Here is a 19,120-nt window from a genome sequence, read left to right as displayed (position 1 = left end):
AATAAATTTCAATGGGGATAGAGGGAATGCTATGGAATTTAAAGGGTCAAGTGCATACGATCAAGCAGAGTTCTTCAAAAATTATATGAAGAGAAGGGGAAGACTGGACAGCCCAAACAATGCAATAGAAGGTCCGATCATCTATGAACTGATGGGCGATTTTCAGGAAAAGAAAGTATTAGATCTAGGCTGCGGGGATGCTTCATTCGGAAAAGAATTATTAGAAAAGGGTGCTAAGCATTACTTGGGAATAGAAGGTTCGGAACAAATGGTAGCCACCGCAAAAGAGAATTTACTTAATAGGAACGGGATTATCCATTTCGGCACAATGGAGTCTTTTCATTTTCCTGTAAACGAATTTGAAATCGTTACTTCCCGATTTGCTATTCATTATATAGAAGATATTCAAAAACTGTTTAACCGTGTATACGATACATTAAATGATAACGGACGATTCATATTTAGTGTGCAACATCCGCTTACAACGTCCTCATTTGTTAGTAAGCAAACTGGTGACAAGCGAGGAAACTGGGTAGTGGATGATTATTTTCTGGATGGGGTGCGAAAAGAACCATGGATAGACAAAGTCGTTGTTAAATACCACAGGACAATCGAACAATATTTTACCGCACTAAAAAAAGCAGGGTTTTCTGTGTTGGATTTACGAGAAGGCACTCCAAAGCGAGCACATTTTAGTAGCGAAGAGGAATTTGAAAGAAGACTTAGAATTCCTGTTGTTTTAGCATTTTCTTGTTTAAAGGTATAAGAGAAAAGGAATCGTATCAGTGAAATGAATGAAAGACTTGCACCCAACTCAAACTGAATGGAAAAGGAGTGTATTCATTGATTCCACTAGAAGATGCGATTAAAAAATATGCCTTACCATATGAAAACACCGATGATTTAACACCAATCTTGGAGGCAATTGGAGAAGCTAAGATTGTACTATTAGGAGAAGCAAGCCATGGAACTTCGGAGTTTTATACAGCTCGAGCGGAGTTGTCGAAACGTTTAATAGAAGAGAAAGGATTCACTCTTATTGCGGTGGAAGGAGACTGGCCGTCTACTCAGCATATTAATAGGTATATAAAAGGCTATAAAGAAGGCCCCGAGAATGTGCGACAAGCATTTAAAGCCTTTGAACGCTTTCCTACCTGGATGTGGGCAAATGAAGAAATCGCTGAGTTTGTTACATGGTTAAAAGAGTATAATGCACAAAAAGAAGAGAAGGTGGGATTCTACGGAATTGACGTGTATAGCCTATGGGAATCACTTGATGAAGTAATCAATTATTTGAGTAGGACTAACCCCCAAGGAGCTGATCTAGCGTTTGCCAAAAAAGCCTTCTCTTGTTTCGAACCATTTAATCGTCATCCTGAAACCTATGCATTTTCCTCAGTCAATATTTCAGATGCATGTGTTGATGAAGTATCTAAGCTGTTAACTTCTATCCGGGCTCATGAAGACAAGTATAAAGATGCCGAAGAAACAGATTTAAATTTAAAAATAAATGCGATGGTCGCTAGAAATGCAGAAGAATATTACCGTGCAATGATTCGAAGTGATGAGTTATCATGGAATGTTCGGGACGAGCACATGGTCGAGGCGATCAATGAAATTATGGACTACCATGGAAAAGATGCGAAAATAATTATTTGGGAACATAACACGCATATTGGGGATGCATCGGCAACGGATATGGAAGCAGCAGGAATGGTGAATGTGGGACAAATTCTTCGCTTGCAAAATAGAAAAGAAAATGTATTTGCTATTGGCTTTGGTACGTATAAAGGTACGGTTATCGCCTCGAACGAATGGGGACTTCCATATAAGGAAATAGAAGTACCTCCAGCAAGAAAAGAATCATGGGAAGCCGCATTACATAATGCTGGTGCGCATGACAAGCTATTAATATTTAATGAAGAGAATCGATCCATATTCAATAATTGGATTGGGCATCGCGCCATAGGGGTAGTGTATCATCCTGAATTTGAGGCTTACGGCAATTATGTCCCATCCAAAATCGGCAGTCGTTATGATGCGTTTATCTATATGGAACAAACAAAGGCACTTTCGCCGATTCAAATGTAAGATTTGGAAATCAAAAAAGGCGCTCGCAGCTTGCTGGAGCACCTTTACTTTCTAATAGAGTAATTTCAATACTAGTTGTTTAACTGTCTCTTTCAAATCACTTTGAATAGCTTCTTTTTCAAGTAAGAAGTATGTGGATTTCAAGAAGTTTTTAAATGCTAGTTTTGCGTAATAGGGTTGTAATGCATCGTCGGCCTTTGCTTGTTTATCAATAAGTGATTGATGAAGCCCTAGTAACCAATTAGTGATCTCTGATTCCTGAAAGTGATGCTTTGTTAGCGTTACAAACGCATAAGATAAGCGTTCTTCTTCGTCGTCTTGGTAACCATTAGCGATTGTGATAAATCGAGTGATATGTTGTAGCGCTTTTCGTGCATCCTCTTCAGTTGCTAATGGATGTTTGATCAATGAATCTAACAAATCCGCCCCGTGTGCTACTGCATGAGCCCAACCTTTTTGAGCTACATGACCTCTTAGATCATTCTCTTTTGTCATATAGTCATGAGTAGTATCTATTACTTTTCTTACTAGATCCTCATCGACTACTTGTTTGCTCGAATCGTATTCTAATATGGCAGCGTATACAAGAGAAGTGAACGATCGTGTAAACACAAAGTCGGACGAAGATTGTTCGATATTCTTTACTAGTAATTCATTTTCTAGTAGCTTATTTAAAATATATTCCAGCTGCTGTTTATTTAGATGATCTTTAAAAATTAACGTCCAAAAAGCAGTGTATATTAATTTATCTCTTAAAAAAGGGTCTGTTGAACCGATATTTTCAATCATATCATCTAAAATATCAAATGATACAAGTTTCAAATCATCTACTATAATACAATTTAATATATCTTCAAACTTCGTCATTTTTTTCTCCCTTTCATAATCCAAGATATAAGTACCAACACTGCCCCGACTCCTAAAGAGGCGATCCAAGGAAATTCAAAGGAAGGACCAAAGTCTTTCATAAAGTAGCTTGCAGCCATAATAATTAGAAATCCGCCCGCTCCGAATAAACCGGCTTTTACCATTAGTTTTTTATCGCTGGATTTTTCATTGAATAATGATTGATGGATCAAACTAAAAATTACTTTTACTCCCGCGCTAACCATTAAAGCAATTAATACTAATATAATAAACGATGGGATGATAAACACCCTCGAATCGACTTCCTGCATTTGTCCGATAACGAGAAGGGCGATACTTCGAATAACCAAGAACCAGCCTAATAAATTTACTGCTACTTGGCTAACAAATTTTAACGAGTTCTTTTTTTCTTCCTCAGGTAAGTGGCTAATGATTTCATCTGCATAGCTTTTTGGATCATCTCCGAAAATATCTCTAGCTGTCTTTCCATCCTTTTGACCTTCTAATAAGTGATCTAACATTTCCATTAAAACTTCTTCCGATTGTTGTTCCGATAGGCTGAGTTTCGTTCGTATATAAAGCAATAAATTCGAGTAGTACTTTTCATTTTCCTCTGTAAGCAAATCTCTTTTTTGATTGTTTTGTGCAATTAATTCACTTGCTTTCATTTGAATCTACTCCTTTCGACAGTAGGGCATTAATGGGGAGGGATAATTGATTCCACTCTTCCGAAATGACTATTAGTGCTTCCTTTCCGGCTGGAGTTAACGAGTAATACTTTCGGTTTGGTCCAGATTCGGAAGGCATCATTTCGCCAATAATAAGTCTATTTTTTTGCAATCGTAATAAAACCGGATAAATTGTTCCTTCGCTTACATCTGCTAAACCAATGTCCTGTAATTTACGGGATAATTCATATCCATAAACAGGTTCTTTTTCAATAACGGCAAGTACGCATCCATCTAAAATTCCTTTTAGCAGCTGACTTCTAATTGACATAAATAATCCTCCTAGCAACTATATTGCTAAACAAGATAGTGTTCTAAAAAAAGAACTACCTTGTTAAGCAAAGTAGTTAGTTTGAGTATAATATAGAAAGAAATTTAATGTCAACTAGGCAATTAGAACGCATTTTTGAAAAGTTTATAAATCAACTTATTTTCTGACAATTACGTGTTAAAATACAAATAACTACATAATTCAACATGGGAGGTACATAGTGAACGTTTGGAGAAAAATTTTAGTTAGTTTCGTTGCTCTTTTGATGATCAGTAGTAGCGCATTTATACCTTTAGAAGAAGATTCCAATGTAGAGGCCGCCACTTCTTATGCAAACTTACAAAATAAGCTAAATAATATAATGGCAGATAGTAGGATGAAAAATGCTACGTCGAGTGTGACCGTCCGAAAAGCATCCACAGGAGAAATTGTTTATCAATATAATGGGGACAAAGAAATTACTCCTGCCTCTTCTCTAAAACTGCTGACAGGTGCTGCGGCTCTAGAAACTCTTGGAGAGAACTACCGCTTTTCAACTATTGTATTAACAGACGGTAAGTTGAAAAATGGAACACTAAATGGCAATTTGTATGTAAAGGGGCAAGGGGATCCGACATTATTGAAAAACCACTTTGACAATTTTGCAAATAGTTTAGCAAAACAGGGCATCAAAAGGGTTTCCGGTAATTTAGTCGGTGACGATACATGGTACGATAATGTTCGCTTATCTGCAGGGATATTAGCAGAGGACGAGCCCTATTATTATGCAGCGCCAATTTCTGCACTAACACTTTCGCCTAACGGAGATTTCGATGCAGGTTCTGTCATTGTGGAAGCAAAGCCGGGAACAAACGGGAAAGCGACTAAAGTATCGATGTCACCTATTACAAGCGTTTTAAAAATTGTAAATAACTCCAAAACAGTTCCTAAAGGAAGCAAAAATACATTAAAAATTACGCGACAAGTGGGGACCAATAAAGTTATTATCACTGGAAACTCACCACTTGGTACTTCCGGGGTAAAAGAATGGATATCCGTCACGAATCCAACTATTTATGCGCTAGATATTTTCAAAAGATCACTCGCGGAAAAAGGTATTACCTTTGCAGCATCTTCTAAAGTTATAGAAGGAAAAACTCCTAAAAATGCAAAAGCGTTAGTGTCACGCAAGTCCATGCCATTGAAAGAATTAATCATTCCTTTTATGAAACTAAGCAATAATACGCATGCAGAAATGTTAGCCAAAGAAATGGGTAAAGTTAAATATGGAGAAGGCAGCTGGAATGCAGGTTTACTGGTCATGCATGAGTACGCAGCCTCGGTTGGATTGGATGTAACAAAGTGGAAATTTGAAGATGCATCTGGTATGTCTTATTCAAATAAAGTTAGTTCTAGCCAGCTGTCGCAGTTATTGTATGTTGTTCGCAAAGAGCCTTGGTACAATACGTATTATAAAAGTCTTCCGATTGCAGGAGTATCCGACCGATTTGTAGGAGGAACACTCCGTAATCGATTGAAATCAGCTCCGGCCAAGGGGAATATACAAGCAAAAACAGGCAGTCTCGAAAATATTAAATCACTTTCAGGGTATGCTAAAACGAAAAACGGAGAAACGCTTATATTCACGGTACTAACCGAGAAAAATAAAACAAGCACAATTCCGGTTTTAGACCAACTTGCAACGACAATCACTAATTATAAATAACTAAAAGAAAAGAAATTCGACTGATATTACAGGGGGGTACCGGTGCCTAGCACCATTATCACTTCTGTAATATTTTTGATTTGGAGAATGTTTATGAAACGGGCGTCATGTACTATAATTACGTAAGTAGCGAGGTGAAAGAAATGGCACGTGAACGAAAATATACAGATGAGGATTTGTTCCACGCGACAAAACAAATGATTATTGCGGATGGGTATGAAGCATTTACTTTCAGTAAATTAGCATCGGTCTTAAATGTATCAAGAGGAAGTATATATAAGTATTATGAAAATAAGGATGAGTTAATATCCGAATTTCTTATGTATGAGATGAATAGGTTTCTAAAGAAATTTAATGACCTTGATAAGTCAGGGGATTTCCAAACGCAATTTGATCTTATAATTACTTTCATCTTCGAACAGAGCAATATACATCAAGTAGTAGAAATCATCCCTCAAATACCCATTAGTACAACAAAAAGAGTGGAAGATAACAAATCCAAGCTAAGTGAATACTATGTGGATATGTATGAACAATTTCAAGGTTTTATTGAATTGGGAAGGAAAGAAAATGTGATTAAAAATCATATTCCTACTGCAGTTCTACTAGGTATGATTTTTCAAACGATTGCAATACCAAACCATTTTGGAATACCACAAGCGGAATGGATTTCTTCTATCAAAGAAATACTAAGTCATGGGATGTTCGAAAAATGATAATTGACATAACTGTCACCTTTGCACATAATGAAAAGGGTAGTTATGTTTTTTTTATCGAAAGTGACATTAGTGTCACTTAATAAGGTTATGGAGGGAGAAAAATGAAAAAAGCTTTACGCCACGTTACAGATTTTGTAGCTAAAAAGAGTGGAATGTGGACGACACTAGGAATCTGGTTAGCTATTACAGTTCTTTTAACTGTTTTTGCACCAAGTGCAAGCGAATATAAAGTATCTAGTGTAGATTCATTACCGGAGGATGCCAAATCAGTTATAGCTCAAAAGAATATCGATGAACATTTTAAAGATGCGGAAAGTATTCCAGGAATCCTTGTTCTACAATCGGAAGAAGGGGAATTAAATGTCGAAACCCTTGGAGTGGCTTTAGAGAAAGTAAGCTCTGCTAATATAAGTGGATTAAAAGAAATGATTTCATTTAGCAGCTTGCCACCTCAAGCACTTACAGGTTTTTTCTCAGAGGATAAAAAAACAGCTGTTATTCCTTTTAGTTTTGATCCATCTTTAGAAACGGATGAACTAGAAGTTAGTTTGGAAGCAACAAAAAAAATCGTAACTGATGAAACAGGTTCTACTGTTTATATGACTGGTCCCGCTGGAATTGCTGTGGATACGACCAACTTATTTTCTAGGGCAGATATTGTTTTATTGTTATCAACGGTAGGCATTATATTGATCCTGTTAATGGTAATTTATCGTTCTCCTTTATTGGCACTGATTCCACTTTTGGCAGCTGCAATTGTGTATCAAGTTGTAAATCAGTTGCTCGGCATTTTAGGAGCAAATGGTTTGGAATTAGCTAGTCAATCGGTTTCCATTATGTCCATTCTTTTATTTGCCGCAACAATCGATTACTCGTTATTTGTATTCTCTCGTTACAGAGAAGAATTGAAGAACTATGAACAAAAATTCGATGCGATGAAGTGGGCGATGCGTGAGACCGGAATTCCAGTATTTTTTGCTGGAGGTACAGTATTTGTTGCAATGCTTGTACTCTTTTTCGCTAACTTTGGAGATTATAAGAACTTTGCCCCAATTTTTGGTACGACGATGCTCGTCATTATGTTTGCTTCAGTAACGTTGATCCCAGCATTATTTACTTTGTTCGGGCGTAAGTCGTTCTGGCCGCGTATTCCAAAATACGGAGAGCAAGAAGTAAAAGCAACTTCATTATGGAGTAAAATCGGTTCTTTTGTTGTGAACAAACCACTAATTGCGGCATTTTCAATACTAATAATATTAGTAGTTTCAGCGTTGAATATGTTTAACATGAAATATGAGTTTGATACGATCAAATCTTTCCCAGATGACATGCCTTCTCGAGAAGGCTATGAAATAATCGAAGAGAAATTTGAGAGAGGGGATCTCGCCCCAACGACCGTTTTGTTTGAATCGGACAGTGAAATTTCAGAGGACGTTCAAGCAAGTGTAATGGAACAGTTGTCTAAACAAGAATTAGTTAGTTCTGTTCGTCCATCGGGAGTTTCGGAAGACGGTCTTGCGGTTCAATATCAATTAACGTTTGGAGAAAGTCCTTATTCCGCGAAATCCATGGACGCGCTAGAAGAAATGGTAAAAAATGCTGAGAACATTGTAAAAGCCAGCGACGCTGAAGGAGAGCTGTTCTTCGCTGGTGAGACGGCTATTAAAGTAGATGATCGATCGGTAAATGATCGAGACTTAATCGTCATCGTGTTACTTGAAACTCTATTAATTTTCACCTTGCTAATCGTTTTAACGCGATCGTTCAAAATGCCGATTTATATGATGGGAACGATATTATTATCTTTCTTAGCGGCACTTGGTCTTGGAATGTTTTTATCGAATCTATTCTTCGATATAGATACGATTAGTAATCGAGTTCCACTGTATTCATTTGTCTTCCTAGTAGCGCTCGGAATTGATTATAATATTATTTTAATCTCGAGGTTTTTAGAAGAACGTAAAAAGCACAATGTAAAAGAAGCCGTTCAAATTGCAGTGACAAACACAGGAGGGGTTATTTCTTCAGCAGGTATTCTATTAGCCGCAACTTTTGCCGTGCTGATGACACAGCCCATACAGCTCCTTTTTGTCTTTGGTTTCATCGTCGCTGTCGGAATTATATTAGATACATTCCTAATTAGAGGTATTCTTCTGCCGGCTTTAATCGTTCTATTTGAAAAAGATAAAAACTAAAAAACATAACAGTATTCTTACTAATGCTAGCCGCTTGTAAGAATACTGTTATAGGTTAGTTTTTCAAGCTCATACTTGTTATTTCTAGTAGCTCTGATATAGTAACGAACTCATATCCCTGAGCTTGTAGTTTTGGAAGAATTTCTTCCAGTGCCTTTACCGTTTGAGAGCGATCTCCACCTGCATCGTGAAACAATACAATATTGCCTGGTTTGGCACCGGATAAAACGGTCGATACAATTTTATCCACACCTGGGGATTTCCAATCTTCCGTATCCTGATGCCATGACCACATAACCACTCTGTAGCCATTTTCTACAGCTGTATTGATGATTCGATCATCATAAGTTCCTCCTACAGGACGATAATACAGCGGATAAGTACCAGTAATATCATGGATGATTTCATTTGTCTTTTTTAATTCATCTTCTAGCTTTTCCGGGGTGATTTTATAAGGATGGGTATACGTATGGTTGGCTATTTCATGCCCTTCTTGCCCCAGCTTCAAAATTAGATCAGGCATGTTTTCTGCACGTTCACCAATCACAAAAAATGTTGCTTTGGCATTGTATTGCGCTAATAAATCCAAAATTTGCGTAGTATACGTGGAATGGGGGCCATCGTCAAAGGTGAGGGCAATAATTTTTTCCTCCGTCTGAATGTCCCAAAGCACATAACCTCTCTTTTCATAATACGGTCTACCTTTATCCATTGCGGAGGAAGCATAAGCGATACAAAAAATTAAAATAATAAATAATCCAATCTTCCATACTAAAGACTTCATAAATAGTTCCTCCTAGTTCGACTACAGTGAGGGAAGTTTTTTTGTTGTCATTATTGTTCACTTAGACAGCCAGATTATACGGTAACTTTCTCATTTGACACGTGAAGTTTACCTATGAATTATCCAAAATTTTAGTATAGTCAGAGGGTCATAAGCTACTATATAATACAAATAACTATATGAAGTAATTGGAAATGGAGTAATTATCATTAATGTACATACTAATAGTTATATTAGCTGGGACGATTAGCCTCTTTTTATGTTTGTACGCTCATTTAAAGCTCAAGGAAGCACCTGGAGCACGATCCTATTTTTTTGTCACATTATTATCGACCATCTTTACATTTTCTTATGCCTTCGAACTAGCAAGTACATCCTTAGAGCAAGTGCAATTTTGGCTAAGAATGGAGTATCTTGCCTTACCGTTTATACCGGTCTTCGTTTTAATCATGTGTTTTGAATACGTAGGACAAAAGCTGAAGCAGTGGATCTATTATGTGATTTTTATGATACCGATTATGACTATTTTTATGCTCAACACAAACAATCTTCACCATTTATATTACACCTCCATGCAGTTAAGTAACGACGGACCGTCTCCTATTTTAGAACTAGAATATGGTCCTTGGTTTTATATTCATTCCATCTTTGTTTTTTCGTGTTTGATGATAGCAATTATTGTGTTATTAAGGCAGTTAAAAAAATCTCAATTTAGATTCCGAATGCAAGTCTTGCTAATGGTGATAGGGCTTATGATACCTATTTTAGCGAGCTGTTTATATTTAAACGATCTAACTCCGTATGGAATCGATCTTGGACCAGTGTCTATGAGTATTACATTTATTTTTCACGGTGTTGCGCTTTTATCCTTTCAAATGTTCCATGTATCGCCGATTGTGAGAGATAAAGTATTTGAAAGTATGAAAGAAGGAGTAATTGTATTAAATCAAAATGGGGCGATAGTCGATTACAATAAAGCCATTTTAACTGTTATCCCCAGTTTAAATTTCCGAGCTATTGGAAAGATATTAACGGATATACTTGGTAAAGAAAGTATGCTTGCTGAAATTATTGACGAAGGCAAAGAATATGACTTTAAAGTATGTATAGCAGATAAAATTACTTATTTTCATATTAGTTTTTCACCCATTCAAAATAAGCGGAATATGCACCTGGGAAAGATTATAACCTTCGCTGATGTAACGGAAAGAGTGTATTTACAGGAAAAGCTAAAGCAATTAGCAAGTATGGACGGTTTAACCCAAGTGCTTAATCGAACTTTTTTTATGAAAAAAGCGGAAATGATAATAGATGATCTTGCTATAACTGGAGGAGATGTATCCGTTATTATGTTCGACATTGATCATTTTAAAAAAGTGAATGATACATTTGGTCATGAAGCAGGAGACATTGTATTGACCCAAGTTACGAGTATTGCAAAAGAAAGCTTAAGAGTCACAGATGTAATAGGACGATATGGCGGTGAAGAGTTCATTTTATGTATGCCGCATACCTCTATACTTGAGGCGCACGAAGTAGCTGATCTTATACGAGAAAAAGTATTTGCAAATCGTACGACTATTAATGGTAAGGAAATTTGTATAACTTCTAGCTTCGGTATTTCAAACGCATTCATTGAAACAGGGGATAGTAGCGTAATGTTACAAATGCTTATTAGACAGGCAGATCAGGCTCTGTATAAAGCAAAAGAGAATGGTAGAAACTGTGTTCAACTTTATAAACTAAAAGAATTCTCCTTACCATTCGAACAATGAAAATACTTGATAGCTGGGGTTAACTATCGTATTTTTTATGTATATGTGATGGTAAAATGTAAAAGCGTTACTGGGACTTATATGCCAGTAACGCTTTTGTGATGATAAGAGCTCAAATAATATCCTTTAAAATATCTTTTTTCGGTCTCTTTCTTCTTTTAAAATTTCCACGGATTCTCTAAAACGTAGGGAGTGGATATTTTCTCTTTCTCTTAAAAATCTGAGTGCATCACTTACACCCGGGTCATCTGATATGTCAATGAGCCATTGATACGTTGCACGTGCTTTTTCTTCTGCAGCAATATCTTCATATAAATCGGCAATCGGATCTCCTTTAGATTGAATGTAGGTCGCTGTAAAAGGAACTCCACCAGCATTTTCATAGAAAAGAGAATGTCCATGATTGACAAAGTGTGCTCCAAGTCCAGCTTTTTCTAACTGCTCAGGTGTGGCATCTTTAGTCAACTTGTAAATCATAGTGGCAAGCATTTCAAGATGAGAAAACTCTTCTGTCGAGATATCGGTTAAAACACCAATAACTTTGTCAGGAACAGTGTATCGCTGGTTCATATACCGCAGAGCGGCCGCAAGTTCCCCATCAGCTCCTCCATATTGTTCCATGAGATACTTTGCAAGCATTGGATTACAAGTGGTCACTTCTACGGGGTAAAGCAACTTTTTTTCATACACCCACATTTCAGATTCTCCTTTCTCATCTTTGCCATGGCCATGGTGTAGAGTTCCAGTGCCATCCTACCTCGATTGCTTGTGTAGAAGGAACAGATAGAAGAGAAAGGGGTCCGAATCTTGATTCATATTGTCTTCTGACTTTTGCAGCTTCTTTTATTGCTTCTCGCCATTGTTGGATTGCTTCCATATCATTGGGATGTGTATCTGTATATAGGGTAAGTTCTACGACGACGAAATCGGCTTGTTGTACTTTTTTAAGTAACTGCCATTCTTCTTCCTGTGGATTCATGAAATTCCCTCCTCGCGATAAAACCCATCCACAAATTGTGGCCAAAGTGAACCTTGTTTTAGGGCTTCTTCAGGTGAATTTTGTGGAAGACCAGGCTTTTGGAAATTCGTAAAAAGCTGAGGTGGCAAAACAAAAGTTTTTTCTAAAATAGGGGGACATGGATCCCGTGGAGATACATACGGTCTAAAAGTTCCTCGGAATTGCGATTGATTCAAACCAAATCACTCCTTCAGACTATCCTATGAAGATAGTGCCTAAATGATACTGGAGGACAACTTGTTCTTGGGAATTTGTGTAGAGATGAAAAAAGCCTTCTTGCTCAAGCAAATAAAGAAAGGCTTTTTACTGAATTATATTCCAAGAAAAAATAACACAAAAGGGATTGTGATAATACTAATGATAGTTGTAACAAATGTCGTGAAAGATACGAGATCCGGTTCTGTGCCAAATTGAAGCGCGAGAAGCGTCGTATTTGCGGCAGTCGGCATGGACGCTTGTATGATGAATACAGTTTTGATCATATCATTCAGTGGCATAAAATAAACGACTAATGCTGCAATGACAGGGGAAATCACCATTCGAATAACAGTTGCAACAGATACATATCGATAAGCGACCTTTTTTCTTGAAATAACGGCTAGCTGCATACCAAGAACGAGCATTACCGTTGGAATAGAAGCATCCGCCACTAGTCCAATCCCATTCATGATCGATTTCGGAACCGAAGCACCTACTAATTGCAAAATGATTCCTAAGGTTGCTGCATAGATAAGCGGCATGCGGATGACCCTTTGTAAAGATTGACGCCACGAGGCCTTTTCTTCGCCCCCTAAAGAAGCAAAGAAGATTCCGAAGGTATTGATGAATAGACCGTGTAAAACCATAATGATAACAGCATAATCAAACCCAACGGCACCTAAAGCAAAAAGAACAACCGGAGCTCCATAGTTACCGCTATTTGGAAAAGCAGCACCGAGCATTAACGCCGCAAATTGGGGACGTGACGATTTCAGCATACGTGCAGTTAACCACACGAAAAGGAAAAGTCCAAATATGAGAAGGATACAAGCTAACACCATATAAAAGTAATCAATAGTTAATGTATGTGTATAAAATGTGCGAAAAGCTAAAAAAGGCGACATAAGATATAGAGCAGCAGTCGAAATAGACTTAATATCAAATCCTATTAATCTCTGTCCTAAAAAACCAATAAAAAAGATAATGAAAACAGGTAAAATAATTAACAATAAATCCACAAAACTCACCTCATCAACAAATTACAAGCCTGTTACTGGTGCCGAGCAGCAGTAACAAAACACTTTTATCTATTAAATAACTATAACATTAATTGGTTATTGTTTTTGAATAATTTGAAAAACGCTCAATAGTGACATCATTTTCCCGATTTGCATATACTTTTATTATGTAAAAAGGGGGATTTCAACTGGCAATTTCATTCCAGGATTCTGCATTGTATGAACTTCATTTTTGGCTGGAAGTGTTAGGAGATCACGGACGGTTTATTCATGACTCATTGGCACCGAGTGAGAAAGAAAAAATAGAGGTGGCAGCTTCTTTTATCAAACGGTTTGATCAACTACTAGAAACCTCTAAAAAACCGTTAACAAATCAGGAAATAATGGTGGTTGCACAAAAAGCTAAAGTAGCGAGTGAAAAAATACGAGCGTTTAAATTATGGTTAATTAAAGAGCATTTAGTTGGGGAAGTGAAAATCTCTTTGCCACCTAGTTTCATTAATCATATGGTAAATGAAGTAGAAGAAGCGATCCGAGTATTCTCCTATTTAGAGAACGGACAGAACATTCCAGCAGTCCATCCTTTACATCATGATCTATTATGGCTCATTGATGCGGCAGGCCATGCTGGAGCAATTGATGCAGACTTAGACAGAGTAGAAAAGAAATTAAAAGAAAAAGGTCAGCAGTTCATGAAAGAGTGGGAAGACTTTTATCTAAAGGCCGTTGAACTAGCAGGTTATTTACGTGCGAATGTCGATAAGTTTCCAGCATTAGATAAATTTCATCAAGACATTGAATTAGAAATGACTATTTTCAAAGTCTTTTTAAGGGAATTAGAAGAAATGAGGATAAAAAAAGAAGCGCTAGGAACCTTTACGCCACTTATGGCAGACCATATGGCAAGGGAAGAGACATACTATTTAAAAAAGATTGAGCTAGTCCCATAAAAAAGAAAGTGAACCCCTCTATTAGTGGAGGGTTTTTTGTTGATTAGGAAACTATAAAAGATTTTGTGGATAACTTTTTTCAAGTAGCATAAGGAACGGTATATTTTTATTTTACTCTTGGACCCTGTAGCGAAAATCACGACGGACACCCAATGGAGCCTTACCGCACAGTATCCCTATTATGTGTTCCTATGAACTAAAGCGGGCTGGAGACAGTAGCACAAGCGCTTTTGTTGAGCTGTGACTTATCATCTTGACTAAAACTGCTTTTGTCATAACTTGCTTATATAATAAAAAACAAAGGAATTATTAGCATGTGTAGAAAACGGAATAGAATATAACGTTTGATAGGAATTCTAGCTTTTTGGGCAAGTACTATAATTTGCATATGAATACTTAAACCGCTAAAGGCTACAATGATTGCTACGATAAATGGAAGTATAGCTTTTCCTGCGAGTATTTCTCCTGCTAAACTGATTCCACCTGTCATTTCAAAAAAAGAAGCGACAAATACTAACAATAATGGTGAAATAGATGGAAACACTTCCTTCACAGATTCAAATACAACAATACTTACTGTAGTGAAAAAAATGACGGTTGTACCGATTAGTAATAATATTTGGGATGTTTCTTTAATACTTTCTTGGAACGGAGAAATGGCAATTGTTGCTTTGTATTCATTCTGTTGAATAGGCTTGGAAAAAAAGATGAATACTAAAAGGAAGATTAAATTGATCAGATGGATAATGATTAACAATTTCAAACCAGCAAATTCTTCGTGAAAAATTTCTATTCCCACAAATCCAATGACAAACATTGGACTCGGCGCATGGCAAATCCCTAATAACCAACTTGCGTTACGGTCATTTAAAGTACCCATTTCCTTTAACGACGAAATAACAGCAGCTCCACTTGGAAATCCCCCAATCGCACTTAATATGTAAACATTCATATACAATTTAAACTTATTCGTTGTATGTAAAAAATTATTTTGTGATCTTATAAACATTTGGGTAATGACTAAATAAGGCAACAAATAGGGAAGTAATGCCGTCGTAAAGATACGCATTCCTTCTACGGCCCCCTTATGGGCTGTACCAGGTTGTAGAAATAATAAAATTATTAATGCCCAGCTTGCGATAGTAATAATTATATGCATGTAATTTCATCCTTTATTTTCGATTGTTTTGTCAGAAAAAAATGGAAGTGATAAACTAATACTCATATATAGTTAAGAAAGAGAGGGAGAACTTATGAAGAAGAGAAAGTCCGTAATCCTTCTTTTCGTATTTGCGATTGTGCTGGCACTTGCCTTCTATCCAATGGAATCCTATATTTCCAAACCAGGAGGTGCCTATGAGCTTTCTCCATTTGTAGAAGTGGACGGTGGAGACGAGGATGACATCGGCACCATGAGTCTACTCACCATAGCACTTGCAAAAGCTACTCCACTTACATACGCATACGCTAAACTAGTGGATAATCAAAAAATATATAAGGCAAATCAAATTAGGCAGGAAGATGAAGACGATAAAGAATATAATGTTCGTCAATTAAAGCTTATGTCTGATTCTCAATTTAATGCTATTACGGTTGCATACAATAGAGCGAATAAGCCTTATACAATCACAAATAACGGAATATTTATTTTTAATGTAGTGGATGGTAGTGCTGCAGACGGTATTTTAGAACCTGGGGATAAAATTTTGGAGATGGATAATGAAAAAGATTTAACTGAAGCATCCATTCAAACATATTTGGCTGATAAACAAGAAGGAGATACGATTCAATTAGTAGTCGAACGAGAGGGCAAGGAACTGAAGAAAGAGGTCACACTTAAAATAGTACCTGGCGTTCTTGATAAACCAGGAATCGGTATATCTTATAAAGAGGATAAAATAGTGGAAACTACACCAGTCGTCAATATGCATACCGAAGATATTGGGGGGCCTTCTGCTGGTCTTATGTTTACATTGGAAATATTAAATCAATTGCTGCCTGAAGATCTTACAAAAGGACATAATATTGCCGGAACTGGGGAGATGCTACCAGATGGTACTGTCGGACGTATTGGTGGGATTGACTTAAAAGTAATTGCAGCCGATCGAAAAGGAATGGAAATCATGTTCGCTCCTGATGATGAAATAGACCCTGCGGTATTAGAGAAAAACCCAGATATAACATCCAATTATGATGTAGCAGTAAAAACGGCAAAAAAAATAGGCACAAAAATGAAAATTGTACCTGTTAAAACAGTTGACGATGCACTTGCATATTTAGAAAAATTAGAGCCAAAATAAATTATTAAATTCTTATTGGTGCTATTCTAAAATCGCTGCCAACCATTTGCTGACCATACGAACTTTGTAAACCGAGATAATATAAGTTCGCTGCTTTAATATCTAACTGAAGTAATTTATTTTTTTTGCTTGCAGCAACTCTACTAACAAGTGGAAGCTGCAAGTCTTTTTTTATCGATTGTAAATAAGCTTGTCCTTTTCGATTCATTCCTAATGGACGAATATAGGTCGGTAACTCGGTTTCACGCAATTGTTTCCATGTAAATTCCGTATAAATATGCGTTAACATTCGTTGAATTCTAGTCCATGTAAAACGCTTCGATTTTATCTTTTCCATAAAAGGTTGAAAGGTTATACAGGTTGTAGCTGCATTCCATATAGCATTTTCCATACCTTCTGTCACTTCTGCACATTGAGCGAGCGACTCTTTAGTATGATGTAAAATAATTAAACGTAGCAATGGATAAAATCGCTCCCAGCTACCAAAAGAGTCAGCCGTACTTTGCCATTCATTTAATGCGTCTAAACTAGTAGCTGGCAAAAAAGGTTCTATTGTAGACAGATCATTATCACCAAACAACACCTTTCGAATGCCAGTAGCACTCGCGATCGTTTCCGAAGCTTTCGCATCGTCATGGTAATTAGCTACGACGCGTTGAATAGTCTCGGGTTGAATTTGTGTATGTAACATTTGGGCAGCCTCTATATAGTGATAGCCTAAAATATTATTTGGCTTTGAAAGGTCTACTAATGGCACGCTCACATCTTTAGAAACAAGTTTATAAGCTTCATTTAATGCTTTGGGATAACTAATGCCTTCTTTCATAAGCGTGGAGATTGCTAAATTATAGGAGGATTTATTTACCGTTAATAAATCATACGTATGCTGAAACGCCTGTAAAGACCCTTCTTCGCTCCCAAAACAAAATGACTTACATTTTAACGCATCTAATAAAAAAATCGCTCCTTTTGCAAAATCACTCGCTTGAGCGGTAGCAAATGCGTAGGGTAGTTCTATTACTAAGTCAACACCCGCGTAGAGAGCCATTTTCGTTCGAGTCCACTTATCAACAAGTGCTGGCTCACCACGTTGCAAAAAGTTACCAGACATTACGGCAATCATAACTTCACTATCTGTTTTCACTCGTGACTGTTCTAAATGATGTAAATGTCCATTATGAAATGGATTATATTCCACCACAATTCCGGTAGCTTTCATTAATTCACCAAATCCTTTCCATGAGTTCCCGACTCCTGTGCATTGCACCTGCATTCAGCTCGTCGCCGTTAAGGGCTTGCCACACGATGTCGCGAATTTAGACTGTATTCCTTTAATAGGCGCTTTCGCTTTTCATAATCAAATTATAATGTTATTATATTGTAGTGACAAGAAATTATCTTGACATCTAAATTCAGTCATTATATAATCAACTTTGTTGTCTTGAGGTGATAATCGTATGAAATGGGCAATTAGTCAACTAGCAAAATATCGTGAAAACGGGATGCCGTTAGATGAGTTCGTTACACTTGAAAAAGTGAAGGAACGAAACCCGGACGTTCGAAACATTTCACCCGTTCATGTAAAAGGGCATTGCACTTTTGGTGCAGCGCAAATGAATTGTCATTTTCAGCTTTCAGGGACTCTTATATTACCTTGTGCTCGCACTTGGGAGGATGTAGAATATCCATTTGAGATTCAATCTGATGAAATCTTCAACTGGTCTGAGACGGCGGCTGCTTCTGCGCAAGCACATGATAACTTCCATGTGGTAGAAGGAGATGTCATTGATGTAGACCCTGTTCTAGAAGAGTTAGTTCTTTTAGAAATTCCATTGCAAGTGTATAAAGAAGGTGCAGACCAATTTAGACATGAAGGTGGAAGTGGTTGGAGTTATACAACAGATGATGATCTGAACGATATGCAAGAAGATGAACAACCAAAACTGGATCCAAGACTAGCTGATTTAGCTAAGTATTTTGATCAAACAGACGAATAATAGATCTGTAAGGAGGTGCCACCAATGGCAGTACCAGCTAGAAGAACTTCTAAAACTGTAAAAAGAAAACGTCGTACACATTTTAAATTATCCGTACCTGGTATGGTTGCTTGTTCAAATTGTGGTGAAATGAAATTGGCTCACCGTATTTGTAAATCATGCGGTCAATACAAAGGGAAAGAAGTAGTGAGCAAATAATTCAGTATTTGTTCCGTAAAAGACTACCAAAGAGACCATGGCTCTTCGGTAGTCTTTTTTTGTTTTAGGAAATATTTTATGAGATAGAGGGTTTATGGAAACTGCGCGGTAGTGAGTTGAATGAAGTATCCGCTTGGATTTCCGCTATAGGGTGTACACTTTCCGCGGGCACGGTTTCCATCTCCTCGGAGCTCTCGCTCCTACGGGGCTTTCAGCTCGTACTGTTCCCGCCGGAGTCGCCACCCCTTCGCTACAATCCAATAGAGTTTGCTATTTACTCCATAAGGAGACACTAAATTTAGTAC

General features: G+C 37.2%; 20 protein-coding genes. 10 read left to right on the top strand and 10 right to left on the bottom strand.

Features of this window, described 5'->3' with window-relative positions; all coding sequences use genetic code 11:
• The first annotated feature begins 31 nt into the window (after positions 1-31).
• A complete protein-coding gene (locus OR571_RS20580; protein WP_282245631.1) occupies positions 32-766 on the top strand; it encodes a class I SAM-dependent DNA methyltransferase in 735 nt (244 codons plus the stop codon).
• A 77-nt stretch (positions 767-843) separates the two neighbouring features.
• Positions 844-2,091 (top strand): erythromycin esterase family protein, encoded by a 1,248-nt coding sequence (locus tag OR571_RS20575; protein WP_282245630.1) that lies wholly within the window; start codon positions 844-846, stop codon positions 2,089-2,091.
• 51 nt (positions 2,092-2,142) lie between these two features.
• On the opposite strand, the gene OR571_RS20570 is transcribed toward OR571_RS20575, so the two are convergent.
• From OR571_RS20570 to OR571_RS20560, 3 genes are read right to left on the bottom strand one after another with little or no spacing between them, the layout of a single operon-like run.
• Positions 2,143-2,958, bottom strand: a complete 816-nt coding sequence (locus OR571_RS20570) for a DUF2785 domain-containing protein (RefSeq protein ID WP_282245628.1) — start codon at positions 2,956-2,958, stop codon at positions 2,143-2,145.
• Positions 2,955-3,626 (bottom strand): DUF1129 family protein, encoded by a 672-nt coding sequence (locus tag OR571_RS20565; RefSeq protein WP_282245626.1) that lies wholly within the window; start codon positions 3,624-3,626, stop codon positions 2,955-2,957. Before OR571_RS20565 ends, OR571_RS20570 begins: the two co-directional genes overlap by 4 nt.
• Positions 3,613-3,957, bottom strand: a complete 345-nt coding sequence (locus OR571_RS20560; RefSeq protein ID WP_282245625.1) for a PadR family transcriptional regulator — start codon at positions 3,955-3,957, stop codon at positions 3,613-3,615. Before OR571_RS20560 ends, OR571_RS20565 begins: the two co-directional genes overlap by 14 nt.
• Positions 3,958-4,177: 220 nt before the next feature.
• On the opposite strand from OR571_RS20560, the gene dacB reads away from it, so the two are divergent.
• The 3 genes from dacB (at position 4,178) to OR571_RS20545 (ending at position 8,576) form a co-directional block, all read left to right on the top strand.
• Positions 4,178-5,662, top strand: a complete 1,485-nt coding sequence (dacB, locus tag OR571_RS20555; RefSeq protein WP_282245624.1) for a D-alanyl-D-alanine carboxypeptidase/D-alanyl-D-alanine endopeptidase — start codon at positions 4,178-4,180, stop codon at positions 5,660-5,662.
• Positions 5,663-5,769: 107 nt separating this feature from the next.
• Positions 5,770-6,378 carry a TetR/AcrR family transcriptional regulator gene (locus OR571_RS20550; protein WP_282245623.1) on the top strand — a complete coding sequence of 203 codons (609 nt, stop codon included), beginning with the start codon at positions 5,770-5,772 and terminating at the stop codon, positions 6,376-6,378.
• A gap of 104 nt (positions 6,379-6,482) precedes the next feature.
• Entirely contained in the window at positions 6,483-8,576 is a 2,094-nt protein-coding gene (locus tag OR571_RS20545; protein WP_282245622.1) for an MMPL family transporter, read from the top strand.
• A 55-nt stretch (positions 8,577-8,631) separates the two neighbouring features.
• Here OR571_RS20545 and OR571_RS20540 read toward each other — a convergent pair whose 3' ends face one another.
• Positions 8,632-9,360, bottom strand: a complete 729-nt coding sequence (locus OR571_RS20540; RefSeq protein ID WP_282245621.1) for a polysaccharide deacetylase family protein — start codon at positions 9,358-9,360, stop codon at positions 8,632-8,634.
• A gap of 212 nt (positions 9,361-9,572) precedes the next feature.
• Here OR571_RS20540 and OR571_RS20535 point away from each other — a divergent pair, with 212 nt between their 5' ends.
• Entirely contained in the window at positions 9,573-11,135 is a 1,563-nt protein-coding gene (locus OR571_RS20535) for a histidine kinase N-terminal 7TM domain-containing diguanylate cyclase (protein WP_282245620.1), read from the top strand.
• A 126-nt stretch (positions 11,136-11,261) separates the two neighbouring features.
• Here OR571_RS20535 and OR571_RS20530 read toward each other — a convergent pair whose 3' ends face one another.
• From OR571_RS20530 to OR571_RS20515, 4 genes are all read right to left on the bottom strand, one after another.
• Entirely contained in the window at positions 11,262-11,831 is a 570-nt protein-coding gene (locus OR571_RS20530; RefSeq protein WP_142538082.1) for a manganese catalase family protein, read from the bottom strand.
• Positions 11,832-11,847: 16 nt separating this feature from the next.
• A complete protein-coding gene (locus tag OR571_RS20525; protein ID WP_282245618.1) occupies positions 11,848-12,114 on the bottom strand; it encodes a spore coat protein CotJB in 267 nt (88 codons plus the stop codon).
• Complete coding sequence (locus OR571_RS20520; protein WP_282245617.1) at positions 12,111-12,329, bottom strand: spore coat associated protein CotJA; 219 nt, start codon at positions 12,327-12,329, stop codon at positions 12,111-12,113. The genes OR571_RS20525 and OR571_RS20520 overlap by 4 nt, the downstream gene beginning before the upstream one ends.
• A 135-nt stretch (positions 12,330-12,464) precedes the next feature.
• Positions 12,465-13,370: an AEC family transporter gene (locus tag OR571_RS20515; protein WP_282245616.1), complete on the bottom strand. Its 906-nt coding sequence runs from the start codon at positions 13,368-13,370 to the stop codon at positions 12,465-12,467.
• Between the two features lie 215 nt (positions 13,371-13,585).
• On the opposite strand from OR571_RS20515, the gene OR571_RS20510 reads away from it, so the two are divergent.
• The gene (locus OR571_RS20510; RefSeq protein WP_282245615.1) at positions 13,586-14,320 is read left to right on the top strand and encodes a DUF2935 domain-containing protein; all 735 of its coding nucleotides are present in this window, start codon (positions 13,586-13,588) and stop codon (positions 14,318-14,320) included.
• A gap of 283 nt (positions 14,321-14,603) precedes the next feature.
• On the opposite strand, the gene OR571_RS20505 is transcribed toward OR571_RS20510, so the two are convergent.
• A complete protein-coding gene (locus tag OR571_RS20505; RefSeq protein WP_282245613.1) occupies positions 14,604-15,479 on the bottom strand; it encodes a hypothetical protein in 876 nt (291 codons plus the stop codon).
• A gap of 94 nt (positions 15,480-15,573) precedes the next feature.
• On the opposite strand from OR571_RS20505, the gene OR571_RS20500 reads away from it, so the two are divergent.
• Positions 15,574-16,620 carry a SepM family pheromone-processing serine protease gene (locus OR571_RS20500; protein WP_282245612.1) on the top strand — a complete coding sequence of 349 codons (1,047 nt, stop codon included), beginning with the start codon at positions 15,574-15,576 and terminating at the stop codon, positions 16,618-16,620.
• A 4-nt stretch (positions 16,621-16,624) separates the two neighbouring features.
• Here OR571_RS20500 and OR571_RS20495 read toward each other — a convergent pair whose 3' ends face one another.
• Positions 16,625-17,839 carry a nucleotidyltransferase gene (locus OR571_RS20495; protein ID WP_282245611.1) on the bottom strand — a complete coding sequence of 405 codons (1,215 nt, stop codon included), beginning with the start codon at positions 17,837-17,839 and terminating at the stop codon, positions 16,625-16,627.
• Between the two features lie 238 nt (positions 17,840-18,077).
• Here OR571_RS20495 and OR571_RS20490 point away from each other — a divergent pair, with 238 nt between their 5' ends.
• On the top strand, positions 18,078-18,617 hold the full coding sequence (locus OR571_RS20490) for a YceD family protein (protein ID WP_282245609.1): 540 nt from the start codon (positions 18,078-18,080) through the stop codon (positions 18,615-18,617).
• Positions 18,618-18,641: 24 nt separating this feature from the next.
• Positions 18,642-18,815 (top strand): 50S ribosomal protein L32, encoded by a 174-nt coding sequence (rpmF, locus tag OR571_RS20485; RefSeq protein WP_093263953.1) that lies wholly within the window; start codon positions 18,642-18,644, stop codon positions 18,813-18,815.
• The last annotated feature ends 305 nt before the right edge of the window (positions 18,816-19,120 follow it).

The organism is Psychrobacillus sp. NEAU-3TGS (assembly GCF_029955155.1).
Taxonomy (GTDB): Bacteria; Bacillota; Bacilli; order Bacillales_A; family Planococcaceae; genus Psychrobacillus.
This window is presented reverse-complemented; position numbering and strand designations above follow the sequence as displayed.